Annotated in this window: 21 protein-coding genes; 14 read left to right on the top strand and 7 right to left on the bottom strand. The window is 70.5% G+C overall.

The features are described from left to right. Positions 1 to 32 precede the first annotated feature (32 nt). The 4 genes from AB0E90_RS00005 to AB0E90_RS00020 form a co-directional block, all read right to left on the bottom strand. Positions 33 to 5,831 carry a S8 family serine peptidase gene (locus AB0E90_RS00005; RefSeq protein WP_360397233.1) on the bottom strand — a complete coding sequence of 1,933 codons (5,799 nt, stop codon included), beginning with the start codon at positions 5,829 to 5,831 and terminating at the stop codon, positions 33 to 35. 15 nt (positions 5,832 to 5,846) lie between these two features. Further along, positions 5,847 to 5,969 carry a hypothetical protein gene (locus tag AB0E90_RS00010; RefSeq protein ID WP_275414741.1) on the bottom strand — a complete coding sequence of 41 codons (123 nt, stop codon included), beginning with the start codon at positions 5,967 to 5,969 and terminating at the stop codon, positions 5,847 to 5,849. An 84-nt stretch (positions 5,970 to 6,053) separates the two neighbouring features. Further along, complete coding sequence (locus AB0E90_RS00015) at positions 6,054 to 8,984, bottom strand: AAA family ATPase (RefSeq protein ID WP_360397235.1); 2,931 nt, start codon at positions 8,982 to 8,984, stop codon at positions 6,054 to 6,056. Positions 8,985 to 9,179: 195 nt separating this feature from the next. Then, positions 9,180 to 10,097, bottom strand: coding sequence for a hypothetical protein (locus AB0E90_RS00020; protein ID WP_360397237.1), 918 nt, complete (start codon positions 10,095 to 10,097; stop codon positions 9,180 to 9,182). A gap of 176 nt (positions 10,098 to 10,273) precedes the next feature. Here AB0E90_RS00020 and AB0E90_RS00025 point away from each other — a divergent pair, with 176 nt between their 5' ends. Both AB0E90_RS00025 and AB0E90_RS00030 read left to right on the top strand, forming a co-directional pair. Beyond that, positions 10,274 to 11,218, top strand: a complete 945-nt coding sequence (locus tag AB0E90_RS00025; protein WP_360397239.1) for an FAD-dependent monooxygenase — start codon at positions 10,274 to 10,276, stop codon at positions 11,216 to 11,218. Between the two features lie 13 nt (positions 11,219 to 11,231). Then, on the top strand, positions 11,232 to 12,071 hold the full coding sequence (locus tag AB0E90_RS00030) for a MarR family transcriptional regulator (RefSeq protein ID WP_360397240.1): 840 nt from the start codon (positions 11,232 to 11,234) through the stop codon (positions 12,069 to 12,071). Here AB0E90_RS00030 and AB0E90_RS00035 read toward each other — a convergent pair. Next, positions 12,063 to 12,668 (bottom strand): TetR/AcrR family transcriptional regulator, encoded by a 606-nt coding sequence (locus AB0E90_RS00035; RefSeq protein ID WP_360397242.1) that lies wholly within the window; start codon positions 12,666 to 12,668, stop codon positions 12,063 to 12,065. The genes AB0E90_RS00030 and AB0E90_RS00035 overlap by 9 nt on opposite strands. An 87-nt stretch (positions 12,669 to 12,755) precedes the next feature. Between AB0E90_RS00035 and AB0E90_RS00040 the strand changes: the two genes are divergently transcribed. From AB0E90_RS00040 to AB0E90_RS00070, 7 genes are all read left to right on the top strand, one after another. Beyond that, positions 12,756 to 13,616 carry an alpha/beta fold hydrolase gene (locus tag AB0E90_RS00040; protein ID WP_360397244.1) on the top strand — a complete coding sequence of 287 codons (861 nt, stop codon included), beginning with the start codon at positions 12,756 to 12,758 and terminating at the stop codon, positions 13,614 to 13,616. A 138-nt stretch (positions 13,617 to 13,754) separates the two neighbouring features. Further along, positions 13,755 to 14,282 carry a SigE family RNA polymerase sigma factor gene (locus AB0E90_RS00045; RefSeq protein ID WP_360397246.1) on the top strand — a complete coding sequence of 176 codons (528 nt, stop codon included), beginning with the start codon at positions 13,755 to 13,757 and terminating at the stop codon, positions 14,280 to 14,282. After that, positions 14,279 to 15,007, top strand: a complete 729-nt coding sequence (locus tag AB0E90_RS00050; RefSeq protein ID WP_360397248.1) for a hypothetical protein — start codon at positions 14,279 to 14,281, stop codon at positions 15,005 to 15,007. Before AB0E90_RS00045 ends, AB0E90_RS00050 begins: the two co-directional genes overlap by 4 nt. 242 nt (positions 15,008 to 15,249) lie before the next feature. Then, positions 15,250 to 15,729, top strand: a complete 480-nt coding sequence (locus AB0E90_RS00055; RefSeq protein ID WP_360397250.1) for an RICIN domain-containing protein — start codon at positions 15,250 to 15,252, stop codon at positions 15,727 to 15,729. 92 nt (positions 15,730 to 15,821) lie between these two features. Next, positions 15,822 to 16,469: a hypothetical protein gene (locus AB0E90_RS00060; protein WP_360397252.1), complete on the top strand. Its 648-nt coding sequence runs from the start codon at positions 15,822 to 15,824 to the stop codon at positions 16,467 to 16,469. Between the two features lie 75 nt (positions 16,470 to 16,544). After that, positions 16,545 to 17,039, top strand: a complete 495-nt coding sequence (locus tag AB0E90_RS00065) for a PH domain-containing protein (RefSeq protein WP_360397254.1) — start codon at positions 16,545 to 16,547, stop codon at positions 17,037 to 17,039. Between the two features lie 5 nt (positions 17,040 to 17,044). Beyond that, entirely contained in the window at positions 17,045 to 18,553 is a 1,509-nt protein-coding gene (locus AB0E90_RS00070) for a PH domain-containing protein (protein ID WP_360399396.1), read from the top strand. Positions 18,554 to 18,596: 43 nt separating this feature from the next. On the opposite strand, the gene AB0E90_RS00075 is transcribed toward AB0E90_RS00070, so the two are convergent. Beyond that, on the bottom strand, positions 18,597 to 21,527 hold the full coding sequence (locus AB0E90_RS00075; protein ID WP_360397256.1) for a glycosyl hydrolase: 2,931 nt from the start codon (positions 21,525 to 21,527) through the stop codon (positions 18,597 to 18,599). 246 nt (positions 21,528 to 21,773) lie between these two features. Here AB0E90_RS00075 and AB0E90_RS00080 point away from each other — a divergent pair, with 246 nt between their 5' ends. Then, the gene (locus AB0E90_RS00080) at positions 21,774 to 22,181 is read left to right on the top strand and encodes a VOC family protein (protein WP_360397258.1); all 408 of its coding nucleotides are present in this window, start codon (positions 21,774 to 21,776) and stop codon (positions 22,179 to 22,181) included. Between the two features lie 6 nt (positions 22,182 to 22,187). Here the strand turns inward: AB0E90_RS00080 and AB0E90_RS00085 are convergent, their stop codons facing one another. Then, positions 22,188 to 22,982 carry an alpha/beta hydrolase gene (locus tag AB0E90_RS00085; RefSeq protein WP_360397260.1) on the bottom strand — a complete coding sequence of 265 codons (795 nt, stop codon included), beginning with the start codon at positions 22,980 to 22,982 and terminating at the stop codon, positions 22,188 to 22,190. 38 nt (positions 22,983 to 23,020) lie between these two features. Here AB0E90_RS00085 and AB0E90_RS00090 point away from each other — a divergent pair, with 38 nt between their 5' ends. From AB0E90_RS00090 to AB0E90_RS00105, 4 genes are all read left to right on the top strand, one after another. Then, positions 23,021 to 23,392: a VOC family protein gene (locus tag AB0E90_RS00090; RefSeq protein ID WP_360397262.1), complete on the top strand. Its 372-nt coding sequence runs from the start codon at positions 23,021 to 23,023 to the stop codon at positions 23,390 to 23,392. 363 nt (positions 23,393 to 23,755) lie between these two features. After that, positions 23,756 to 25,096: an alpha/beta fold hydrolase gene (locus AB0E90_RS00095; protein ID WP_360397264.1), complete on the top strand. Its 1,341-nt coding sequence runs from the start codon at positions 23,756 to 23,758 to the stop codon at positions 25,094 to 25,096. A gap of 48 nt (positions 25,097 to 25,144) precedes the next feature. Continuing rightward, the gene (locus AB0E90_RS00100; RefSeq protein WP_360397266.1) at positions 25,145 to 25,540 is read left to right on the top strand and encodes a nitroreductase/quinone reductase family protein; all 396 of its coding nucleotides are present in this window, start codon (positions 25,145 to 25,147) and stop codon (positions 25,538 to 25,540) included. Positions 25,541 to 25,692: 152 nt separating this feature from the next. Further along, the gene (locus AB0E90_RS00105; protein WP_360397268.1) at positions 25,693 to 26,184 is read left to right on the top strand and encodes a hypothetical protein; all 492 of its coding nucleotides are present in this window, start codon (positions 25,693 to 25,695) and stop codon (positions 26,182 to 26,184) included. Positions 26,185 to 26,390 lie beyond the last annotated feature (206 nt).

Below are 26,390 nucleotides of genomic sequence, written 5' to 3' on the forward strand. Positions count from 1 at the left end.
CGAGGCCGACAAATCCCGTTAAGGACCCGAAGTCAGTCAGGCGATGAGTCAGACCTCGGCGGGAGGTGCTCATGAACATCATCTCTGTCAGGCGACCAGATGGAGCCGCCGGCATCGGCGTACCCTGATCCGCCGGCGTCGACGGCCTTCCAGTAAGCCGATGTTGCCAGACGGACCGGCTTGAGCTGGGTCTCGCCCTTGCCGGCGGTCGATGCCACGAGCAGGTCCCCGACGAGTACGCCGGGCTTGATGCCGGCGTTGTTGCCCGTCGCCGTGACCGTGGTGGACGTGCCGGCCGCGAGCGTGACCGGGCCGGTTGCCGCCGCGCCCGTGAGGGTCAGCCACGGGAGGTCGGTGGCCTCGGTGGTGCGTGGCTGCTCGCTGATCCGCACCTCGAGCGGGGCGGAGCCGCTGTTGGTGACGGTCACGGTGGCCGTCGCCTTCTTGCCCTTGTCGAGCAGCCAGTCGAGGTCGCCTCCGGTGACGGTGGCGATGCCCGTGGTCAGAGCCGTGTCTCGTACCTCGGCCTGGTCCTTCTTGGTGATGGTCACCGGCTGGCCGGCGGTGACGTAGTTCGGCGCCTCGACCTGCACGGTGTTCTCGCCTACCAGCGCCTGGGCCTTCCACCGGCCCTTCGCGTCGGTCGTGATGACCCGCTCGCCCGCCGGGCCCTTGAGCGTGACTATCGCGCCCTCGATCGGCTTGCTGTCGTTCTTGTCGGTGACCGTGCCCTCGATCGTGCCTGCGGCCGGGAGGCTGTATTCCAGGCCCAGGCCGGCCTTCAGGACGGGCTGGTTGACGGCGTACTGGCCCGCGGGGTTGCGGTTCAGGCTCTCCACGCCGATCGTCGCCGACGACCCTTGGGTGAGGGGGTTGTCGCCGCCGACGCCGGGGCCGTAGCCGATCTGGATCCGTCCGTCGGCGATCAGGGTGACCGAGAAGCTGACGCGGGCCGTCTGGTCACTGTAGAACGCGACGTTGCGCCATTCGACGACCTGCGCCGCCACCCCGTCCACCTCGGTCGTGCCGAAGTAGATGCCGGCCTCGTCGTCGACGATGAGGTCGTCCCAGAACGGGTAGATCGCGTCGATCGGGGACGGCGACGGCAGCGCTGTGTTGTTCCCCGACGTGTTGGCGCGGTCGAAGGTCAGCGTGCCGTTCGTCGTCACGCACACGCCATCCCAGGCGGTGTCGTAGAACGGTTGGAGGTAGTCGGCGTTGAACCACAGCACGCCGCAGAGGTCGTCGCCGTGCCAGCCGGACTCCTCCGTGCCCTGGCGGTAGAGCCCGTCGGCCACCTTCATCGTGTACGAGCGACCGGCGGGAGCCACCGGCACGGGGCCCGGGGCCGGTTCCTCGGGCTGGTCCTCCGGCTCCGCCGCGTCGGCGCGTGGGTCGAGCGTCACCCGCAGCGCGGCGATGGTCGGAGGCTTCAGGCCCTTCGAGCCGCGCAGCTCCACGGTCAGCGGACCGCCCTCGTGCTGCACGACCGCCTTGCGCCAGTCGGCGGTGTTCGGCCCCACGGCCGCGGTCGGGTCGTACGCGTAGTCGGTCAGCGCTCCGTCGACGAGGACGTCGAACACCCGCTTGCCCCTGACCACCCGGTCGATCTCGGCGAACCCGAAGTCGATCGCGTACGTTCCCTTGGGCGCGTCCGGGAAGCGGTAGAACAGCTGTTTGTCCGCCGTGGTGCGCTGCGATTGGAACAGGGCGTCGTCCGGCGTACCGGCAATCGGGGTCTTGGTGACGTTGACCTTTGTCTTGCCCTGGTAGCCCCAGGTCGTCTTGCCGGCGGCCTGGTCGGCGGACCAGGTGTAGCCGGAGCCGTCGGTGAGCTTCGCGCCGCCGGCGTTCACGCCGACCTGGTACTTCGTGGTCGTGAGCGTCACCGGGACGTAGGTCTTGGATTGGCGTCCGGAGTCGGACCGGACCACGATGTTCGCGCCCTGGACTCCGGGCTTGGCGCCCTTCGACGAGATCGAGACCTGGACGGTCGTCGACTGGCCGGGGGCGAGGGTGCCGCCGGTCGAGGAGAGCGACAGCCACGGCAGGTCGGTGAGCAGGTCGTCCTCGACGTCGACGAGCACGACGTCGTCGGCGATCTGGTCCGCCGCCCACAGCGCTCCGGTGGCGTCGGTCTCGAGGCCGCCGCCCTGGCCCGTCTTCTGGCCCGGGAACCACCACGCGTTCACCAGCGAGCAGTCGCCGGGGTCGACCTGCAGCAGGCGGGTCGGCCGGTTCGTGGTGAGGTCGGTGTACCAGATCGTGTTCGACGACTGGTTGTAGGCCAGGCCCATCACCTCGGGCAGCGGCGGGGCGCAGAAGGACAGGAGCGCGCCCGGGTTGTCGTGCGACGTGCCGGCGACGGTGCCGATCATGCCGTTCGCCCGGCCGCCGACGTAGAAGACGTCCTGGGCCGGGTTGTAGGCGAGACCGGTCAACTGCAGCGTGGACCAGTCGCCCTTGATCTGCCGCGTCTCCTTTCCGGTGTCCCGGTTGAAGCAGTGGATGTAGCTGGCCGGGCTGTCCTCCATCTGGCACATGTCACCGGTCTTGGTGTCCAGGGCCATGTCGAACGCGCGGTACGCGGGGTTCCACGACGCGTCGAAGACCTTCCCGGTCTTCTTGCCCGTCACCGTGTAGGCGGTGTTGGTCCGCGCGTTGTAGTCGTGGACCCAGACGTCGCCGTCGTACCCGATGCCGGAAGGTTCCTTCTCCGCGGTCGTGCCGGGGATGGTGATCCGGGTGATGACGTCGCCGCCCGAGGTCGCGCCGACCTTGGCCGCCGCCTGCGCTTCGGTGACGATGGAAGCGGTGCTGGAGGTGGCGACGTTCGACGGTTTCATGCCGGTCGCGCCGGCCTTCCACGCGGCGAGGTCGATCTTGCTGGCCGCACCCGTGCCGGTGCGCGCGGTGGCGCCGGCGGCGTCGAGCTCGGGGTGCCGGGCGGCTTCGCCCAGGTCGTACGTGAGGGGGGCGGAGCCGTTGTTGGTCAGCGTGAGCGAGCCCGCGCCGTTCTGGTCGGTGCCCAGCAGCGCGTCGAGGCCGTCGGTCTTCAGGCCGGCGGCGCCCGTGGTCAGGCGTGCGTCGATCGTGGCCTTCGCGTAGAGCTCCTTCAGCGAGAAGGGGTACGCCGCGGTCGTGTAGTTCGTCGCCTCGACCGTCATGGTGTAGTCGCCGACCGGAAGCTGGCGGTGCACGATGCCGGTCCCGTTGGTGGTGACGGTCTCGACCAGCCCGTCCTTGGTGCTGAAGGAGACCTTCGCGCCGGCCACCGGCAGCCCGTCGTTCCGGTCGGCGACGGTCGCGTCGAGGTACCCGAAGTCGGGCAGGTCGTAGGTGACGATCATGCCGTCGTGCAGCACCGGGGCATGGTCGGAGAACCGGATGCCGTCGACGCCGGCCCAGCCCTGGATGCCCGTGATGGCTTCCGCTCCGGCGGTCACCGGGTCGTCGGTTCCGACGCCGTCGCCGTACCCGAAGATCATGGTGCCCGACCGGGTGAGCGTGGCCGAGAAGTTGACCGGCTCGGTGTACTCCGACCGGGTCGGCCAAGCCCAGAGTTTGGCGTTGCGGTACTCGACGACGAACGCGTCCTCACCGTTGACCTTGGTGGCCGCCGTGAAGACGCCGCCGCCGGGGGTGAACTCGACGGGGGTCTGCATGTAGAACGGGAAGATGCCCGCACCGCCGAAGCCGGGTCCGGTGCTGCCGTCCGGGGCGATGACGCCGCGCAGTCCGATGCCGAGGGTGTCGTGGGTGCCGTTGTAGAGCGCGATCGGGAACGGCAGCTGCACCGTGGCCCACACCCCGCTGGTGAAGGTGACCGGGTCGGTGCCGCGCAGATACTCGCCCTCGGTGACGGCGCAGCTGTAGCCGCCCTTGTCGACGACGAGCCCGACCGGGATCTCGGACGGCTCGTTCTGCGCGCCGACGGTCAGCGGGACCGTGCTGGGCGAGAAGCAGGCGTTGGGCTTGACGGCCAGGCCGTACGCGCCCTCGGGGACGGCGGTGATCGTGAACGCGCCGTCGGCATTCGTGCGGACCGCCTTCAGCGGCGTGTCCTTGATGGCGACGTCGGCGTTCGGGACCGGCCGTTTCTTGTCGTCGACGACCCGGCCGCTGATGTCGTGCTTCGCGGCAGCGGTGAGCGGCAGCGTGACCGAGGTGTCCTGGCCGAGGGTGATCGTGACCTTGGCGGTCGCGGTCAGGTAGCCGAAGACCTTGGTGCTGAGCTGGTAGTCGCCGGCCGGGAGGTTCGTCGTGAACCGGCCGTCCTTGTCGGTGCCGATCGACCGGCTGAACGGACCGCTGATCGTCACGTCGGCGGCGGGGATGGGAGAGCCGCCGGCGGTGACGACGCCGGTAAGTGTGCCACCTTTCCGGGGCGCGAGCTCCAGCAGGCGTACGAGGTCGAGCCGGCCCTCGCCGTACTTGTTGTTGACCTCGGCGGTGCCGCCGCACTCGGTGTCGTCGACGTCGACGGCCGACTCGCCGAGCAGGCGGCGGGTCTCGTCGACCTGCCCGATCAGGGTCGGGTCGTAGCTCCAGAGGTCCGCGACGGCGCCGGCGATGTGCGGCGCCGCCATCGACGTACCGGACATCTCGATATAGCTGTCGTTCGGATAGGACGAGCGGACGACGTCACCCGGGGCGGAGATCTCGGGCTTGATCTTGCCGCCTTCGCCCTCGCCCTTGCGGGAGAACGATGCGAGCGTGCCGTCCGACGAGTAGGCGCCGACGGAGTAGGCGTCCGCGGCGGCGCCGGGCGAGGAGACGGTGTCGCAGTCCGCGTACGGCGAGGTGTTCCCCGACGACCAGGTGCTGAAGATGCCCGCGGCGGTCCAGGCCTCGTCGACGGCCTGGAAGAAGTCGTCGAAGTCGTGTTCGACGTTCTGACCCCACGAGTTGTTGATGACCTGGGGGCGCCTGGACGGATCGGGGTTGTTCCCCTGGAGATCGGTCGGTGCGAGCAGCCACCAGCCGGACCGCAGCAGCGACTCGACGCCGGTGCTGTCGCAGCAGCCGTTCGTCGCGATCCACTGCGCGTCCGGTGCGACGCCGACGTGGTCGGTGCCGTCGGCGCCGACCATGGTGCCCATCGTGTGCGTGCCGTGGCCGTTGTCGTCGCACGGCGCGCTCGCGCACGAGCCCCGGGTGGCCATCCAGTTGTAGTTGTGGTCGACGGTGCCGTCGGGCTTCGTGCCGCGGTACTGGTGCACCAGGGCGGGGTGGTCGAACTGCACGCCCGAGTCCAGGTTGGACACGGTGATGCCGGCGCCGGTGGCGCCCATCGCCCACGCCTGCGGGGCGTGAATGGACTCCAGACCCCACGTGACGGTGTCGTCCGCGGCTGCGGACCGCGAGGCGGCGGGGATTTTCTCGTCCACCGGCTCGACCAGCGCGACCTGCGGCGTCGCGTGGATCTCGGCCACCTGCACCCGCGCCGCTACGTCGAGGGCGAGCTTCTCGGTGCCACCCTTGACGAGTACGGCGTTGGCGATCGGGTAGGAGGTGTACTTGACACCGGCCCGGTCGAGTTCGGTGGAGACGGATGCCACGGAGTTCTTCGCCGCCGCGGTCAGCGCGTCGTAGACAAACCGGCCACGAGCGGTCCAGTCGGTGATCTTCTTCGCCGGCGCGAGGTCGGCCCCGGTCTCGAAGGTGATCCAGAAGTCGGAGGACGGAGACGTACGGAAACGGTCCTTCAAGGTCGGCGCGATCTTGTCGGCCGGACCGGGATCCGGCTCCGCCGCGGAGGCCGGTAGTTGCTGGAGCATGCTCAGGCCGACCGCTACGGCCAGCGTTGCCGCGAGGGTTTTGAGTCTCATGGGGGTCTCTTCCGCCTACAGGGGTTGGTAGGGGTCGTGGCTCTCGTGGTCGTCGGAGTCGTCGTCGGCGCTGTCGTGCGGCTCCGGCGACAGATCGAGAGGTGGCGGGTCCTCGGTGGCGGAGTCGTCCTCAGGCATGCATCGGCCACAGGCTATGAATCATGGAGCCATGCTCGGGCGGAACGAGGGGCCTTAGCTATTAGGCGGATACGTCAAACATCACTACTCGGCGAACACGCCGGCCTCGACCGCCTTGACCGCGAGCGCGGTCCGGGAGCTCACTTTCAGCTTGCGCATCGCCGCGCGCAGCTGTTGATCCACAGTGGCCGGAGACTTGGTCAGGATCCGGCTGATCTCCCGGTTCGTCTTGCCGGCGACGACCAACTGGACCACGTCGAGCTCGCGAGGTGAGAGCTGGTCCCCGTACCCGCGCCGGCCGCCGCGCCACAATCGCGGGACCTCGGCGCCGTGCTCGCGAAGCCGCTGGGCGACCCGGTCCGCGTCGCCGCGGGCGCCCAGCCGGAACAGCTCCTCGTACTGCGCCGCCAGCAGCTCGCGGCCCGGTTCGATCCGGCCTTCTGCCAAGAGCGCCTCGGCCTGGCGCTCGCGGGCGCGCATGGCGTCGTAGGGACGGGGCAACGCGCTCCAGGCGCGCGCCGCTCGGTCGTAGGCCGTCGCCGCCCTTCCGTTTTCTCCGGACGCGGCGAGCAGCAGGGCACGGCACCCGGTGAGCGCGGCGCGCGGCGCGGGTGCCGTACGGCCACGCAGTCCTCGGGCGAACTGGTCGACCAGGCGTGTCGCCGCGGTCAGGTCGCCGGCGGCGAGGAGCGCCTCGACCCGGGCCGGCACGAGGTCCGTCGCCCAGATCCAGATGCCCTTTCGCCGCACGGTCTCCATCGGCTCGTTCGTGATCCGCAGCGCCCGGCGGCTGTTTCCGTCCGTCAGCCACAGCCGGGCCAGCGCGGCGGCGGCCTCCATCGTGTCGTCGGCCGCACCGAGCCGGGCCGACTCCTCCAGGACCTGCCGGAACTGCTCCTCTGCGGCGCGCCGCCGGCCGGCTGCGGCGGCCAGCCGGGCCGCGAGGCGAATGCTGCCGAGGTAATGGGCCGGCCGGTCCCGGTCGGCATCGGCGAGGGCCGCGCTCGTCTCCGCGAGACCGTCCCACCGGCCGGTGTTCCACGCCAGGTTGGCCTGTTCGAGCCGGACGTTGTGCTGCAACCGGGACGCCTGCTCGGCCTCGGCGAGACGCAGGGCCACGGCGAGGTGTTCCTCGGCGTCGGCGTACCGTCCCCAGATCAGCGCCCCGGTGCCGACATTGACGTGGATGCGGGCCACGTCGAGCCGCTCCGCCGCCGTCGTGCCGTCGACGGGCAGATCGGCGACGACGTCCCACGCCTCCTGTTCGCCCAGCATGAGCAACGCCGCGGCCCGGTTTCCGGCCAGGTTCAGCCGCTGCGCGGGAGAGTCGATCCGGGTGGTCAGTTCAGCGGCGCGATCCAGCCAGCGCCGATGGGTCGAGGCCGGCCACGGGCCCGCGTACGCCCAGCCGAGGTAGGTCATCGCCCGGGCCGCCTCGACCGGGTCGTGGTCGAGGTTGGCCACCGCCTGCTCCAGCTCGCTGAGCGCGGCCTGCGCCTCGCCCCCGGTGATCAGAAGCCGGCCCAGCGGGTTGCGGATCTCGGCCTGCTGGCGGGCGGAGAGGCCGGGAGTCTCCAGCACCGAGCGCAGGGTGCGGATCACGCGGTGGTAGACCTCGTCGACCGGTTCACGACGGCCCAGCGCGGCGACCCCGGCGATGCGCGCCACCCGCGCCCGGTCCACCGGCGGCAGGACGGCCCACGACAGCAGATCGACCAGCAGGTCGACCGCCTTCGTGTGGTCACCCGAGGCCATCGCCAGCTCGGCGCCCTGTTCGGCGTACCGCGCCCAGGAAAGCGTCTCGCCGGCCTCGCGGAAGTGATGGGCGAGGCGGGCCACGGGTGGCGGATGGAGGCGCTCCAAGGCCCGGCCGGCCAGCAGGTGGAAGTACCTGCGGTCGGTCAGCGGGATCGCCTCGTAGACAGCGGTGGCGGCCAGCACATGCCGGAACCGCCACCGGTCGCGGTCGTCTGCGTCCAGGACACCCGCGGCGGCCGCCTCCGCGATGGCGCTCCGGCACGCGGCCGGTGACAGGTCGGCGGTCATCGCGATCGTCGCCGAAGAGGACGGCTCGGCCAGGGTGGCCGCCGCGCGCAACACCTGCTGCGTCGTCGGCGACAGACGGCTCACCCGCTCCCGGGTCGAGTCGCGCACCGTCGGCGGAACCCGTAGCTCACGCAGCTTCAGCCGGACCCACTGCCCGTCGCGGAAGACGAGGTCGGCGCGGTCGGACATGAGGCGGACCGACTCCTCCACGGCCAGCGGAACGCCGCCGGTCCGGTCGTGCATGAACGCCGTGAACTCCGGCGAGATCGGGTTGCCGTCCAGCATCGAGGACACCAGCGCCGCCGTGTCGCCGGGTCGCATCGGTGCCAGGGCGATCCTCAACTGGGTCACGCCGGCGGGCAGCCGGGACGTCAGCCGCAGCAACAGCGACCCGTCGTCCACTTCCTCCGGCCGATAGGAGATCACCAGGCTGAGCCCGTCCGACTGCTGCCGGGAGATGACGAACAGCAGGAATTCCAGGGTCACCTCGTCGGCCCAGTGCGCGTCCTCGAGCACGAGAACGTCGACACGCAGAGCCCGCAGCAACTCGTCCAGGGCCCGGAACAGGCGATGCCGGGCCGCCTTCGCATCGTCCAAAGGCGGCAGTGCCGGCGGCAGGTCCGCGGACCATTCCGGGAACAGGGGCCGTAACGCGCCCGCGAGCTCGGTGAGCCGCGAGCCCGGCACCGGGCGCTCGATGCCGAGGAACGCGTCGACGATCGGCCCCAGCGTCAGCGATTCCCGAAGCGGTGGGCACACCGACACCAGGGCGGTGCGCTGATCCGGCGCGGCCAGCCACTCGCGCAGCAGCCGGCTCTTGCCGATCCCGGCCTCGCCCTCCACCAGAACGATCGCCGGAGGACGGTCCAGGGCGCCCCGCAGCGCGGCCATCTCTCGATCGCGACCGACGAAACGCGGCGTGGAAACGGTCGGTGCGGTCGCGTCGTCCTCGGGCGAGGCATCGAGCATGCGTGATGGTCTCGCCTTTCGGCGCCGGGGCACAAGACCATCGCGGCGACCGGCTTCGCGATACGGATCACCTTCGACTACGGCGGCGAGATTGGCATTGCCCGGCCCGTGGTCCGCGGCAGACGAGAGGCTGCGCCGCTCTGCCGGTAGGTGGTGGGCCCGCTTGGGTGGTGTCGACGGCGCCTCCAGGTCGGCTTACAGCAACGCGTCGAGGACCTCGGTTGCTCGGTCCTCGTGCACGGCGTAGGCGTCCGGCACTGCGGAACGCTGCACCGCCTGCGCTGCCTCGCCCAGGGGCCTGGTCTCCCAGCCGGCCACCTTGAGCAGCCGCTCGTAGAAAGCATCCGCGGCATACCGCGGACTCATCAACTGCTCCACCGAGCCCCAACCCTGACTCGGACGCTGCTGGAAAACACCAAGTGAGTCGAAGTTCTCGCCGCTTCCCTCGTTCGGCTCGTCGAGGGAGTCCGGGACCGTCGTGTTGGCGAGGTTGCGCAGGCTGGACTCCTGCAGCCCGGTCATCATGGCCACCAGCATCGCCCGGCGGGGAACGCCACGTTTCTGACCGACCTGCACGATCACCGCAGCATTGTTCATCTGCGCCTGGTTGAGGCCCGTCACCGGCTTCGGTGGCCGAGGGCTGGACGACGCCTTCGGCGATCGGGTGGGAGAAGCGGACGACTTGGCCGGCGTCGGCGCAAGGCGTACCTCACTCCGCGTGGCAGCCCTGGTCTCCCGCTGAAGCGCCGCGTCGATCGCGACCGGCTCGGCGGTCGGCTTGGCGGCGCCGCCGAAGGCGATGACTCCGCCCGCGACGGCCGCGACGGCACCCATCGCCACCACGACGAATACCGTTCGGCCCGGCCGCCGGCGTCGGCCTCGGCGGTGCCGGTGGGTTGACCAGTCCGTCTCGTACATGTTCGGCCCGGACCCGGACCATCGCTGCGGTGCGGGATCATCACCGTCACCAGGCAGGATGTACGCGACGCGTTGACGAGACCGATACTGTGCAGGTTCGCCCGGATACTCTGCGTCAGGCACGTGATCGGAAAGGGCTGCTCGTTCGAACACTGCCGGTTGACCCGGGAACGCCGCCGCCACGAACGCGACCATCCTTCCGTCGATACCTGCATCTCTGCCCGGTATTACGGCGGTCCGGCGGTCTTCGGATCAATCCGGGCGGCAACTACCTGACGGCAGCGACGCCGGCCAGGAAGATGTCGACTCCGGCGAGGAACTGCTGACGGTCGTCGTGCTCCGGCAGCAGCGACGGCCAGCTGGCCCTCCGGATGGCCGGCCTGACCGAGGAGTACGCCGCGATCATCCACCGGGGCGGCGGCGCGCAGCGGGTCCTCGACCAGCAGGGCAAGGTGCTCGCCGAGCTTCCGGACGACGGCTCCCTGACCCGTCCCGAGGCGCTGCGCGGAGACATCCGGCGCATCCTGCTGCGGTCACTGCCGGCCGGCGCCGTGCAATGGGGCAAGAAACTGCTCTCCGCCACCGCGCTCGGCCAGGGCCGGCACGAACTCACCTTCGCCGACCACACCACGGCCACCACCGACATCCTCGTGGGCGCCGAGGGCACCTGGTCGAGGGTGCGAGCGCTGCTGTCGGACGAGCAACCCACGTACGCCGGAATGAGCTACATCGACACCTACCTGCACGACGTCGACGACCGCCACCCGAAGGCGGCCGCAGCGGTCGGTGACGGCGCCATGTACGCCCTCATCCCCGGCAAGGGCTTCCTCGCTCACCGGGAAGCGGGCAACGTCATCCACACGTACGTCATCCTCAACCGCCCGGTCGAATGGTTCGCCGGCGCCGGCGCGTCCACGGAGCGGATCGCCGCCGAGTTCGACGGATGGGCGCCGGAGCTCACCGCCCTGCTCACCGACGCCGATTCCGCGCCGGTCCTCCGCAGCATCTACCAACTCCCCGACCAGCACCGATGGACCCGCGTGCCCGGCGTGACACTCCTCGGCGACGCCGCCCACGTGACCGTGCCCGGCGGCGAAGGCGCCAACATCGCCATGCTCGACGGCGCCGAACTCGGCGAGGCCATCGCTGCTCATCCCGGCGACATCGAGGCCGCTTTCACCGCGTACGAACAAGTCATGTTCCGCCGTGCCCACGCCGAAGCCGTCGCCGCACACGAGACCATCGACCTGATCTTCGGCAGCGGCGCGCCCCACGGACTCGTAAGCCTGATGGATGTCCGATCCGGGCCCGCCTGATCGTGGAGGGGGTATGAAGCCGAAAAACGAATCCCTAGCCCGCCGCATGTTCGAGCTGCTGGAGCCGATCTGCCTGGTCACCTTCTTCGCCGAAGAATGCAACGAGGAGCTGGCCGCGCTCGGCCACCCCACCTACTGGGACGGCTACTTCGCCAGCCGCGCCGCCCCGCTCGGACGGGTGCCGGCCCAGGTCGTACACGCGGCCTTCTATAACTTCGCCGAAGGCGAGGCCGCCCGGCACATCCCGAGCGCATGGGAAAAGATCCCGCCCGAGGCATCGGTCGCCGCCCGGGAGCGCGGCAGCGCCGCCTCCCTGCGGCGAATCCTCGGCGACGACCTGGCCGATTCCCCAGGCCTGACCCGCGCCGCCGACCTGACCACCAAAGCCGCAACAAGCCAATCAACAGCAGGCCGGATGATGTACGCCGGAATGCGCACCCGGACGGTGCCGAGCGACCCGATAGCCCGCCTCTGGCACTCCGCGACCATGCTGCGCGAGCACCGCGGCGACGGGCACATCGCCGCCCTGGTCGGCGCGGGCATCGGCGGCACCGAGGCCCACGTGATCAGCGCCCTGGCCATGGGCATCTACCCGGCGGAGTCGTTCGGGCGGATCCACCACCTCCCGAAGAAGCGCCTGGCCGCAGTCATGGCCGGCCTGCGCGAGCGCGGGCTCATCGACACCGACGGCCGGTTCACCGACGCCGGCCGCGAGACCCAGCAACGCATCGAGGCTCTGACCGACGAACTCGCCGCCCCGCCCTACGACGCCCTCTCCCCCACCGAACTCGCCGAGCTGATCGCCGAACTCGAGCCGATCACCGCGACGCTGGTAGCCGCCGGGTCACAGTGAGGCCGGGCGAAAGACGCGGTCGAGCTGGGCGTCGACGAGCGACAGCGCCTCGGCCGGGGTGTAGAGGCCGACGAGAATCGGCCCCACCAGGCCCTGGGTGAGGAAGTAGAGCGCCGGCCCCTCCACATCGGGATCGATGCCGTCGCGCAGTTCGCCCGACCGGGACGCCTCACGGAAGCCGGCGACCGTCACCGTCAGGATGCGGCCGTAGCCGTCGCGGAGCTGCTCGGCGTACGCCGGTGTGACGGTTGCGGCCGAGAAGAACGCGATGTTCACGCACGCCTCCTCGCGGCCGGCCGGGTCGACCGGGAGCATCGTCGCGGTGGCAGCACGGATCAGGTCGCGGCGGGCGGGCTCGTGCAGCGCGGCGACGGCGGCCTGGAGCCGGGTCAGCACGCGTGCGCGCATGTGCGACAGCGCGAACAAGAGCATCTGCTGCTTGGCCGGGAAGTAGTGCTGCACCGTGCCCATCGAGACGCCGGCCTGCTCGGCGACGTCGCGCAGGCTCACCGCTTCGAACCCGCGCGTGCCGATGACGGCGAAGACCGCCTCGGCCAGGAGGCGTCGGCGCTGCTCGTGGTCCACCTGCTTCGGCACGCCCCGAACTTATCCCATGCAATCGCATTGCCACCCGCCGACGCCGACGGTTACCATGCGATCGCATTAAAAAACGGGAGGCAAGACATGACCATTGAGTACGCCGTGAACGGCGACGCCAAAATCGCGTACGAGACCTTCGGCGACTCCGGTGTGCCGCTGCTGCTGGTGCTGGGGATCGACTACCAGATGGTCTGGTGGCCCGACGAGTTCTGCGAGCGCCTGGTCAAGGCGGGCTACCAGGTGGCCCGCTACGACAACCGCGACACCGGCCTGTCCACCCACTACCCCCAGCCGGCCGGCGGCAGCCCCTGGCGGGCCCTGCTCGGCGGCGGCCGCCCGATCTACACGATGGCCGACATGATCGATGACGGGCTGGCGGTGATGGACGCGCTGGGCTGGGCCGACGCGCACGTCCTGGGCGGCGCCTCGGCGTACGCCCAGGGCCTGGCGCTGTTGCACCCCGACCGGATCCGCGGCCTCACCTTCTGCATGAGCTTCCCGGCCACCGCCCACCCGCTGCGCATCCTGCGCTACCTGAAGTTCGGCATCTACCGCGAGTTCCGCAAGCTGCCGAAGGCAACCACGCCGGAGCAGGAGATCGACAACCTGATCGCGATCTACCGCGCACAGGCCTCCCCCGGCTACCCCTTCCCCGAGGAGTGGGTCCGCGAGATGGCGACGCTGAGCCAGAGCCGCTCCCCCCGCAATCCACGCACCACCCAGCGCCACCTCGCCGCCGGCCGGGCCACGAAACTGCCACCGCTCTCCGGCATCACCGCACCCACCCTGGTCGTCTCCGGCGCCGACGACCAGCTCGTCAAGCCGAGCGGCGGCCGCGACCTGGCCGCCCAGATCCCCGGCGCGGAGTTCGTCCTCTACCCCGGCGTAGGCCACGACCTGCCCGAGGGCATCTGGGACGACGTGATCGCCCGAATGCCACGCTGACAGTCCGCCATCGCCCGCCGGCCCGGACGGGTCGCTCGAGCGAGACGACTTTATCGTGCTGTGCAACGCCTGTCCCGGGCCAGGCGTGTAGTCGCCGTGACAGCATTCGCCGGAACGAGACCGGAGGCGCTGCCAGCCGTGCCGAACGAGACATCGTCCTTCGACGAGATCTATGCCGCGCACTACGGCGACCTCACCGTGCAGCTCTACGCCTACTTCGGCGACCGGCAGGAGGCCCAGGACGTCGTCCAGGAGGCGTTCTGCCGGGCGTACGCAAGATGGCGGACCATGTCCCGATTCGATGACCCGGTCGCCTGGGTCCGCCGGGTCGCCTGGAACCTGGCCGTCAGTGGATGGCGCCGCAAGCGGACCGTTCGCACCTTCCTGCGCCGCCAGCGCCCGGTCGAACCGCGGGTCGACGGCCCCGAGCCCGAGCGGGTCGCGCTGGTCGCGGCGCTGGCCACCCTGCCCGACAACCAGCGCCGCGCGATGGTGCTGCGTTACCTCGCCGACCTGACCGTCGCCGAGATCGCCGGCCGTGAAGGCGTACCGGAGGGAACCGTGAAGTCCTGGCTGCACCGCGCCCGGCAGGCGCTGGCCGCCGAGCTCGACCTCACCGAGAAGCCGAACCCGCGCGCGGCCGTGCCGAAGGAGAATCCGCGATGACCGACGAACTCGAGAAGCTCTTCGAAGACCTGCGCGCCCGCACGCTCAGCGAGATCGTCCCGCCAGGCGCGCCGCAGGCCCGAGCCGCAGCCGTACGCCGTAAGCGCGGCGCCGCCGTCACGGTGGGCGCCGGGGTCGCGGTCGCCGCGGTGCTGGTCGGCGCGGGCGTTGCGCTGAGCCCGGGCGACAGCGGTGGCGGCGAGTTCAACGCGGCCGAGCCCGCCGGCCCGTCCAGCGCCGAGCCGTCGGTCATACCCGGGCCGACCGGGTCGGAGGACGACCCGATGCAGGCGGCCGGCGACCTGCTCGCGGACCGCAGCAAGACGCCCACCTCGATCAATGCGACCAACGGGGTGGTCACGTCGTCCTACGAGGACGATCTGAACGACATGCCGGCCGACACCTACGCGTTCAACTTCTTCTGCCTCGGCGCCGGCCGGGTCAGTGTCGTCGTCAAGCAGGGCGACTCCGGGGACACCGTGCTGGGTCACGGCACCGCGACCTGCGCGGCCCACGACCCGGTGCCGCTGCAACTGACGATCACCCAGCCGGCGTACGGCTATCTGCGGGTCTTCGCCTCCGGTGACGCCCAGGCGAACGGCCACGCGGGGTTCGCCTTCGAGTTCCTGAGCACGACCGGCCAGACCGGCTTCGGCGCATCAGGCCCGCCGTACTCCTTCACGCCCTCCGCCGGATCGCTCCCGATCGAGAGCGCTACGAACTAGAGACGAGCCGCTTCCACCAGGTTCCGATAGGCGGTCACCGCGGCCGGGACCTGGTCCAGGCTCTGGTCGCTCCCGTTGCGGTCGCGTCCCGCCGTGGTCCCAGGGTGCCCGGGACGCACTCGCCCGGTCCGACCTTTGGCCTCCTGGGGGAATCGTCCGAAAGTGGGCGAAATCGCTCTACATTGAGGCGGATCCTCCGCTTGGCCAGCGTCGGTCGGCGGTCTGAGGTGAGGACAGCAGTCATGCGTGCAGCACTTCTGAAGGGCTCGGGGGCCCTGGTTCTCGTCGCGGCCGCGCTTGTCGCTCCGGCTTCCGCGGCTTGGGCCGGGGACGGCGCCTTCGTCAGCGGCCACGACGGGCGGTGCCTGGACTCCGACGTGGCCGGGCCGACCCACGACGGCACCAAGGTGCAGGTCTGGCAGTGCAACGGGTGGAAGAACCAGTCGTGGTCGGTCGGGCCCAACGGCACGCTGCGCAGCCTGCAGGACGGGCGCTGCCTGGACGAGGACATCGCCGGGGGCACCCGCAACGGCACCAAGGTGCAGGTCTGGGTGTGCAACGGCCAGGACAACCAGCGGTGGTCGTTCGGCTCCGACGGCACGATCCGGAGCGCGCACGACGGGCGCTGCCTCGACGAGGACATCGCCGGCGGCACCCGCAACGGCAGCAAGGTGCAGGTCTGGGATTGCAACGGCCAGGACAACCAGCAGTGGCACCAGTGACACACGCCTGATTGATCCAGGCGACACCCGCGGTCCGTTACCCATGACGGACGACGGCGGGAGGGCCAGCGGTGCGCGTAGTGGTGTGTGGTGTGGTTATCGGAAGTGTGGTGGCGCTGTCGGGCTGTGCGCCGGCGGTGCCCACCGCCGCGGCGCCACCAAGAGCGACGGCGACAGCCCGCCCGACGAGTGAGAAGGGCAGCGCCGACTGCACCAAGGCGACGAAGGTCGCGATCGTCGACAAGGGCGACGGATACGCGTTCAGCCCGGTCGGGCTGACCATTCAGCGCGGGGCGTACCTGGCCGTCACCAACAAGTCGAACGCGGCGCACCCGCTGCGGTCCGCCCCGGATGCCGGGATGGTCACCAGCGTCATCGGCCTCGAGGAGCGGCAGGTCATCCAGTTCCCCGAGGCCGGCAAGTTCTCGGGGAAGACCGGTGACGCGGTGCTGCGCCTCACCGTCGCCGGGGACAGCGGATGCGGCGCCCCGGACCCCACCCTCACCATCGGCGCCGGCAAGTTCACGCCCGCGAAGGCCGAGGTCAAGGCGACCGAGAACTTCGCCGTGGTCAACTCCTCGGGTGACCCGCAGAGCGTGAGCTGCACACCGGGCAACAGCAAGGACCACACCCGGCTGGAGGCCGGCGAGACCGAGATTCTCGCTCTCGACGAGCCCGGCCGGTACGTCTGTGCCAGCCTCCAGCACCCCGCCATCAAGGTCACGATCACCGTCCTATGACATTTGTCCCGGGCGTCCCACGACGAACGGGCCGGTGAAGATTAGGCACCGGGTGCGATCGTGGGAGACGTGAACATGACGGCGGATGTCGTACGGCTGCGGCCCCCGATGAATCGGGTCAGCCCCCGCGCCCTCTGGTATTGGGCGGCCCGGGCCGCGGTGCTGTGGATCGTGCTGCTCGTGCCCCAGGTGATCTGGTGGTTCGCGGACAGCGAGGGCTGGAAACACCTTGTCGTGGGTGTGGTCTGGCTGGTGCTGGCGGCCGTGCACCTGGTCGTGATGCCGCAGTGGCGTTACCGGGTGCACCGCTGGGAGGCCACCGACACCGCGGTCTACACCCAGACCGGCTGGCTCAGCCAGGAACGGCGGATCGCGCCGATCTCCCGAGTGCAGACCGTGGACAGTGAGCGCGGGCCGATCGAGCAGCTGTTCAAGCTCGCGAACGTGACCGTGACGACCGCGTCGGCGGCCGGCCCCATCAAGATCGACGGGCTGGCCGTGGCGGACGCCGACCAGTTGGTCGCCGACCTGACCACCCGGGTCGGTCAGACCACCGGGGACGCGACGTGACCACCATGGTCCGCCCCACCGAAGAGGTGGCGTGGCGCCGGCTCAGCCCGCGGATGCTCGCCGTACACCCGGTCATGGAACTTCGGCGGTTGATCTTTCCGCTCGTCGCGGTGCTGATCGGGGTGCGCAGCGGGGACGGCGGCGAGGGCGGCTGGTGGGCGCTGGGCATCGGCGGCATCGGCATCGCGATCGGCTTCCTGCGCTATTTCACCACCTCCTTCCGGATCACCCCGACCCATGTGCAGGTACGCCGTGGCCTGCTCCGCCGGCGCACGCTGACCGTGCCGCGGGACCGGATCCGCACCGTGGACGTCACCTCGAACGTGCTGCACCGGATCTTCGGCCTGGCCCGGGTCACCGTCGGCACCGGACAGACCGACAAGAAGAACGACGGCGTGAAGCTGGACGGGCTGAGCGCCGCCGCCGCCGAGAATCTGCACCGTGAGCTGCTGCATCGCCCGGTGGCCACGGCAGCGTCGGCGTCGGCGGCTCAGCCGCAGCCGGCCACCGAGGAGTCGGTGCTGGCCGCCCTGGACCCGGCCTGGGTTCGCTACGGGCCGTTCACGCTGTCCGGCCTGATCGCGATCGGCGTGCTGTTCGGCATCGGCTCCCGCCTGGTGAACGAGAGCCACGTCGACCCGACGAAGATCGGCTTCGTGCACGACTCGATCGAGTACCTGCGGGACCAGCCGCTGCCGGTGGCGATCCTCCTGGTCGCCGCCGTGATCGTGGTGTTCACCGTGATCGCGTCGACCATCGGTTACGTCCTGACCTTCTGGAACTTCCGGCTGAGCCGGCACCGCAGCGGCACCCTGCACGTGCGCCGCGGCCTGCTCACCACCCGCAGCACCACGATCGAGGAACGACGGCTGCGCGGCGTGGAACTGAGCGAGCCGCTGCTGCTGCGGGCGGCGCACGGCGCCCGGGTCCTGGCCATCGCCACCGGCCTGCGGGTCGGCCGGGGCGCCGACCGCGGCGGTTCGATCCTGCTGCCACCCGCGCCCCGCGCCGTCGCGGTCGAGGTGGCCGGCACGGTCATCGGCGACGTCGAACCGCTGACCGTGGCGCTGACCGGGCACGGCCCGCGGGCGCGCCGGCGCCGCTTCACCCGGGCGGCGGTGGTCAGCACGATCGTGATCCTGATCGTGCTGGCGTTCGTGCTGCTGGCCGGCGCACCGTGGTGGGCGTTCTGGACGGCGCTGGCGCTGCTGCCGATCGGCGCGGCCCTGGCCGCGGACCGCGCCGCGAGCTTGGGCCACGCCCTCACCGAGAACTGGCTGGTCAGCCGGCACGGCAGCCTGGTGCGACGCCGCTACGTGCTGCACACCGACTCGGTGATCGGCTGGAACATGACAACCTCGGTGTTCCAGCGCCGGGCGGGCCTGACCACGCTGGTCGCCACCACGGCCGGCGGCCGGCAGCAGTACGCCGTCCCGGACGTCCCCGACGCCGAAGCCCTCCGGGTGGCCCGCACCGCCGTCCCCGGCCTGCTGGAACAGTTCCTCGCCGGATGAACGCCGGCCTGGCGGCCACCGCCGCGGCGGTGGCCGCCGTCTCTCACTGATACGGCAGGGTCAGCGTGGAGAGCGTGCCCAGCGCGACCGTGCTCGGGGCCGAGCCGATGGCGCTCCAGATCTCCAGCTTGACCGTGCCGTTCACCAGGGCGCCGGCGGCTCCGGTACTGGTGGCCAGCCCGGTCGCGTCGGTGTACCGCTCCCAGCCGGTCACCGGGTCGGTGGCGAAGTAGCGGAACGTCTCGACCCGGTCGAACGTGCCGTCTCCGGTCAGGTCGTAGGAGACCCGGGCCTGGGTGGCGTTGCCCACCGAGGTTCCGGCGTCCACCGCGATGTCGAACGTGGTCGCGGCGCCGGCGCGGTAGGCCAGGTTCAGGCCGGTCGCGACGAACGTCGCCGGCGAGTGCGGCTGGTTGTCGTTGGCGCCCGATGCCTTGGCCACGGTCGCGGTGCCGTCCCCGCCGGCGGCACCGGCCAGCACGCCGCCGGCCTGCAGATACCGGACCGCTCCCCCACCGGCCGGCGGGGTGGTGGTCGGCGGGGTGGTGGTCGGCGGAGTGGTAGTCGGCGGAGTGGTAGTCGGCGGAGTGGTAGTCGGCGGAGTGGTGGGAAACGAGGTCGGCGTCGGACTACCAGTCGTGCCGATGCCGCCGCCGGTCGCGTTGCCGCCGGACCAGTTCACCGCGCCCGCCGCGACCGTGCGGCCGGCCGGGACCGCCAGCACCTTGCCGTCCGAGAAGGTGACGGTGATCGCTGCGTTGGTGATGTTCGCGGCGACGTACGTCCGGGCGCCGTTCTTGCTGAACACCCGGTAGAGCGGATGGTTCGCGGTGACCGTGAGGTCGGTCGTGCCGAGGGCGGCGAGGTTGCGGATCCAGTGGAACGTGTGCGCCCTGGTCTCGCCCTCCTCCGGGGTGTAGCCGCTGCCGGCCCGGAACTTGGCCAGCGCCGCGTCGCCGTCGCCGAGCGCCAGGTACTGCCAGGCGATGTCCTGCCAGAGCGCCGGTTCGTGCCCGGCGTTGGTGACCATCTCGGCGTAGTTGCGCGTGACGTACGCCGGGTCGTTGCCCAGGTAGAAGTGACCGCCGGTGACCGGCAGCATGTTGATGCCGTGGATCTGCTCGGGCGCGGAGGCGAACCAGGTGGAATAGGCGCCACCGTCGCCCCAGACCATGCCGACCGTGTGGTGGCCGAACGCCGCCGGGAAGTTCTCGTTGCGGGTGTCGAACCAATATTCATTGATCGCGGCCGACTCGGTCGTCCAGATGTAGATGCCGGCGTCGCGGATCGCGGTGTTGCCGGTCGCCTGCCCCCACTGGATCAGGCCGTTGGCGAAATTCATCCCCTCCGACGAGGACTCCTGGTTGTTGCCGGCGAAGAACGCGCCGTGCCCGGCCGCCCAGTCATGACCGGCATAGATATCGAAGTCCCGGAGGTACGGGAACCGGTTGTCACCACGGTCGTAGTTGTTGGCGTCGCGGATCAGCAGGTCCACCATCCCGCCGTATTGCGCATTAGTGGCCCAGGACGGATCGAACTTGGCCAGCGTCGCGGCGGCGGCAATGAAATAGCCGTAGTGGAAGTGGTGGTCGTTGAGCTCGGCATCGGACCCGTAGGACGCCGGATAGCCGATCAGCGTGCCCCAGTTCTTGTCGTAGTAGAACAGCTTCTGCGCCTTGCCCGGCGCGGCGGTGAACCATTCGGTCAGCTGGCTGCGAATGGCGGCGAGCGCGGTGTCCCGCACGTCGGTGCGGCCGAGCTGATCGGCGATCTCGGCGATCCGCGCGCCGGCACCGAGGGCCTTGCCCGTCCAGTAGGTGTCGTTGCCCAGCACGTTGACCGGGTTGTCCTTCACCTGGTCGAGATAGCCATTGAGGGTGGCCAGATCGGCCGCGGCGCTGTCGGCCACCGCCGGCACTTCGGGAAGAACACCATTGAAGACCGCCGAGGTGGTGTACGCCGTAGCGCCCACCAAAACCTTCATCGCGCCCCGGGCGGTGACGTAGGTCGGCGCGATCGGCGTCGCACCGGTCAGCGCCCGCCACTGGTGCGGGTAGAGGCCGATGACGGTCCCGGTGCCGGAGCCCTCGCGCGCCGTGGTGGTGTACGTGTAGGTGGTGGCAACTCGGCTGGCGGCCTGGTTGTAGGCGTACGAGACGCGGGTGCCGGTGACGTGGTTGTGCGCGTACACACCGAAGCTGTTGGCCATTGCGATTTTGTCGGTGATCCCGGTGGGCAGGACGGCGATCGAGAAATAGCCCTTGCCGGCCAGCGTGGAGGTGATCACGTTGCCGCTGACCGTCCAGGTGGCGCCGGTCGGGGCGTAGGCCACGTAGTCCTTGCCGGCGACCGAGTAACCGATCCACGAGCCGCTGTTGGACCAGACGGCCGGGGTGCTCTTCGCGGTGATCTGGGCGTTGCCGCCGGTGATCTGGAAGTACGCGAACGGCAGGCCGTGCCCGATGGTCGCCTTCATGGTGTGGGTGCCATCGCTCCAGTACGGCGTGACGGTCCAGTCGGTCCAGTTGTCGACGAGGGTCCGCGGCGCATTCAGCCCGGCCACCCCGGCGGTGAAATCCTCCTGGTAGATGTAGTGGTACTCGCCGACCCCGGTGGCCGAGCCACTGATCTGCGGCGTGGTGTTGTAGGAGAAGCCGAGCCCGCTCGCGGTGGTGTCGTAGCTGGTCGGGTGCGCGTGCAGGTTCTCGCTGTAGGCGCAGTCGAACTTCTTGAAGACCAGCGACGACCACCAGTCGTTGGTCGGCACCGGGCCGGCCGGCGCGTTGGCGGTCATGAACTGGCGGGGGTTCGTGGCCAGGTCGCCGCAGCCGACCGGCAGGCTCGCGCCGGCCGGAAGAGTCTCGGTGTAACTGCCGGCGCCGACCGTGCCCGCGTCCGCGGCGCCGCCGAGGGCCACCGCTCCGACGCCGGCCAGGAGAGCCGTCAGCACCATCACCCGCAAGGTTCGTCCCATCACGCCTCCACTCACAGCCTCCGTGAGAGCGCTCTCTCGGTGCCGGAACTTTAAGTGGGGCAATGGATGTCGTCAATATTTCCGGCGGATTAACACCGCAGTCCGAAAGCGACGGTCAAGCCTGGATCTGTCGGGTAGCGTCGACACTGCGCGGCCTCGAATCGAGCAGTTTTCGAGAAGCCCCGGCCGCGGTGCCTTCTTTAGCCTTGGTGGGGTTACCACCCCGATGGCAGAGGAGAGCGCACCATGATCACGAAGCTGAACGTCGCCACCATCTACGTCCTGGACAAGGACGAGGCGCTGGAGTTCTACGTCGGCAAGCTCGGGCTCGAGAAGGGCAACGACGTCCAGCAGGGCGACTACCGCTGGCTGACCGTCCGCGTCCCCGGCGACGGCGGCACCGAGATCTCCCTGGAACAGCCGGGCGCGCCGCTGCACGACGAGGCCACCGCCGCGCAGCTGCGCGAGCTGATCGCGAAGGGCGCCCTGAGCGGCCCGGTCCTCAACACCGACGACATCCAGGGCCTGTACGAGGGTCTCCGGGCGAGCGGCTTCACCGACTTCACCCAGGAGCCCACCAAGCACTTCTACGGCACCGACATGGGCCTGCGGGACCCGTCCGGCAACGCGATCCGGATCCTCCAGCAGGGCTGATCGCGCTCAGCCCTCGTGGCCGGCCACCCAGTCCAGGAGCAGGGCGAGGAATCGCTCCGGCTGCTCCAGCGAGGGCAGGTGGGCGACGTCGGGCCAATCGACCCGGCGCACGCCGGGGAGACCGGCGCACAGCCGGTCGGCGGAGTCCTGGGTGGTGGCGAGGTCGTGCCCGCCGATCAGGACCAGGGCGGGCGCCTCGATCTCGGCCAGCCGCTCGAGCGCGGGCGGATCCAGCTCGGCTTCGTCGACGTCCGCCCAGGACGCGGTCACCTCGAAAGCGCGGCGCTGCATCCGGCGTACCAAATCCTGGAAGTCGGGGTTGATCTTCTCGGGGTCGCGGCCGGGACCGACCACCCAGGTGGCGATGTTGGCCTCGACCGCGGCCTCGATGTCGCCGGCGGCCAGCGCACCGCGCTCGGCGGCGAAAAAAGCCGCGAGGTCGTCGGTGAGCTCGGCGAGCAGGCTGCCACCCGGCGGGCAGAGCAGAAGCGACTGCACGAGCTGCGGCGCCGTCAGCGCCACCTCGACCGCGACACCGGCCCCGAACGACGAGCCGACCAGATGGCACCGCCCGATGCCGAGCCCGGCAAGCGTCGCGAGCACATCGTCGACATGCGACAGCACCCCGTCCGGCCGCTCGGCCGACCCGCCGAACCCACGCAGGTCGAGCCGCACCGCGTCGCGCGCCTCGCTGACGGCCGCCCACTGCGGATCCCACATCCGGCGATCGGCAACACCGGCATGAATCAGGACGATGGGTACGCCGCCGGCGCCCACGGCGTGGTCATAGGTGATGCTCACACGTCTCCTCAGGAAGGTGGACTGGCAGCATATTGGTCATGCTGGGTCGCCTTCACCACGTCGCGCTCGACTGTCCCGACCCGATGGCGCTGGCGCGCTTCTGGTCGCGGCTGCTCGGCCATCCGATCACCTACGTCAGCGACGACTGGGTGGTGGTGTCGACCAGCTCGCAGGCCTCCGGCCTGGCGTTCCAACTGGCGCCGGACCACCGGCCCCCGACCTGGCCGGACGGCGCCGTCCCCCAGCAGATCCACTTCGACGTCATGGTCGAGGACGTCGCCGCCGCGACGCCGCAGGTGCTCGAGCTGGGAGCCACCAAGCTGCCCGGCGACGGCGTCTTCGCCGACCCGGCCGGCCACCCGTTCTGCCTGGTGAAGCGCCCCGAATGGGCCGCACCGCTAAGCAGCTGACGTGCAGCCAACCGCCACCGGCACCGTGGTGGCTGCCGTTGTCACCCCACGGGCCGTGCCAGTCGTTGACCGGCCAGTTGCCGAAGCCGGCACCAGTCTCGAGCGCGGCCGGAGGGCATAGCCGCCGAAGGTCCGATCGCAGTCGTAGTAGTCCCACTCGCCGAGCGCTTCGCCCAGCTCTCCAGCACGGCGGCAGCTGCGGTGGGTGGAGTAGATATCAACGGTGTGGTGGCGGTCGCCCGGCTTCGCCGTGCTGATGCCGGTTGCGGACTTGGCCGGTGCCTCAGCCGTCCGGTCAGACAGACATCGTCGTCGAAGCCACCGTGCCGGTCATGAACATGGCGGCTGGCGGATACTGGGCGGGTGGATCAGGCTCCCGAGGTGCGGTACGCCCGGACCGGTGACGGCGTGACGATCGGCTACCAGCAGTTCGGGGCCGGGGCCTCGATGGTGTGGCTGCCCTCGCTGAGCAACATCGTCGCGCAGTGGCGGGTGCCGGCTCTGCGTTCGGCGTATGAAGCGCTGGCCCGGCGGATGACGGTCACGCTCTACGACGGGCGCGGGACCGGCAGCTCCGACCGGCGGATCGACATGCGTGATCTCGGGGTCGAGGCTCACCTCCGGGATCTGGTCGCGGTGCTGGATGACGCCGGTCTGCAGCGGGTTTCCCTGCTCGGGTACTACCACTCGGTGCCGACCGCGATCGCCTTCGCGGCCCGGCATCCGGAGCGGGTCGAGCGGCTGGTGCTGTTCGGCGGGGCGCCTCGGCTGCGGGACGCCATGCGGCCGGCTCAGACGCAGGCTCTGCTGTCGCTGGTCGATCAGGACTGGAGTCTGTTCGCCGACGCGGCCGCGACCGCCTGGCTCGGGTGGGACAAGGCGCCGTCCGGCCGGTGGACCGCCGAGTCGTTCCGCACCGCTACCACCGCGCCGTTCGCCCGGGCGTGGTTCGACGCGGCGGAGCGGGTCGATGTCACCGGCGAGCTCGGGCAGGTGCGTGCGCCCACCCTGGTCCTGCATCGGCAAGGCGCCGGGCAGATCCCGGTCGAGGTTTCCCAGCGCCTGGCCGGCGGCCTGCCCGGGGCGCGGTTCGTCGAGCTGCCCGGCTCGACGCCAACCCTGTTCATCGAGAACCAAGCCACCGACCTCGAGCTGATCACCGACTTCGTAACCGGCTCAGCCGACACCACCCCCACCGGCGGAACGCCCGCCCCCGCCCACGGAACGACCGCACCCGCCGGCGGGACGGCTGCACCCGACGTTGGAACGGCCCCATCCGCCCACGGAACGACCGCATCCGCCCACGGAACGACCGCATCCGCCCACGGAACGACCGCATCCGCCCACGGAACGACCGCATCCGCCCACGGAACGACTGCATCCGCCCACGGAACGATGGCGCCCGCCGGTGGGACAGCCGCGCGCGCCCACGGGACGACCGCATCCGGCCGCGGGACGACCGCGCCCGGCGCTACGACCGCTGGGCCGGGTGGCTCCAGATCGCTTACGCCGCGGGAGACCGAGGTTTTGCAGCTGCTCGCGACGGGTGACTCGAACATCGAGATCGCCGGACGACTCGGCATCGCGGTGCACACTGTCGAGCGGCATCTGGCCAACCTCTACCGCAAGATCGGCGCACGCGGCCGGACGGACGCGGTCGCCTATGCGTGGCGGGAGATAGCGGAAAACCGCCACACCACCTGACGGATTGCCGGGAAGCGCGGGCATCGCGCCCGGGCGGAGGATCGAGTCATGACGACCGCCCCGCACAACACTTCCTGGCGTTTCGCCCGTGCCACCGCGCCTGCCACCCGTGTCATGGCCGGGCGGCGCTGGTTTCCCGGCTGGGCCGTCGTGCAGCATCGGGGCCGCAAGACCGGCCGCAGCCTGGCGGTACCGGTCGCGGTGATCGTCACCCCGGACGACTTCGTGATCAACCTGCCCTGGGGCGCGGCCACGAACTGGGTCCGGAACGTCATGGCCGCCGACGGCTGCACCATCCGCTGGCGGGGCGCCGACCACCGGGTCGACGCCCCCCGCATCATCGACGAGGCAGCGGCCCGCCCGTATTACTCCCGCCTGACCTGGGCGATCGCCCGCAAACTCTTCCCAGCCGACGCCTGGCTCCTGCTGCACCGAGCCAAGTGATGCACGCGACCGATCCGCCCCCACACCGGTTTCCTTGAAACCGGTGTCCTGCGATGCGGACAAGGCCCCGGTTTCCCTGAAGTGGGATGGGGGCACGCCGGCGGCAGCTGGACCCGGCCGTGAACTGGCTGTCTGCTGGCAGACTGCCGGGCATGGATCTGAACGACGCGGTGGCCCGGTGGCGCGCGGGCGGCGAGAATCGGGATGCCGCCCAGGCGGTCACCGCGCTGGCGCCGGAGGTGCGGCTGATCTCGCCGATCACCGACCAGTTCGAGTTCGCCGGGCGGGAGCAGGTGCGCGTCCTGCTCGAGGTGGCGCTGCCCGCGATCGATGCGATCCGCTACACCGACGAGATCCGGCAAGGGCCTGATGTCGCGCTGTTCTACGAGGGCAGCATCGACGGGCTGCGGCTGCACGAGGCCCAGCGGCTGCGCCTGGCCGATGACGGCCTGATCGCCGAGATCACGCTTTTCATCCGGCCGCTGCCGGCGCTCACCAAGCTGATGTCCCGCCTCGGCCCCGAGCTGGCCCGGCGCTACGGCCGGCCCGCGCTGGCCCGGCTGCTTCCGCTGGCGAGCGGCATGCTGCACGGCATGGCCGCCACCGGCGAGACCCGGATCATGCCGAAAGCCGCACCCCGCTAACCGCGAGACCCGGGGCCGCACCCGTCCAACCGCGAGACCCCCGGCAATGGCGCGGGCCGCGCCCCGCTGACGGCATGGGCTGGGTTAATGCGTTGTGTCGCCGGGTGGGGTTTGTCATTCTGATCTCGGCCCCGGCGGTTTCAGAAGTAACGCGCTTCCGCACGGATGCATTGGCGATCAAACCACGCTGATCCGTAGCCCTTCTC

This window comes from Actinoplanes sp. NPDC026619 (assembly GCF_040638295.1).
Taxonomy (GTDB): domain Bacteria; phylum Actinomycetota; class Actinomycetes; order Mycobacteriales; family Micromonosporaceae; genus Actinoplanes.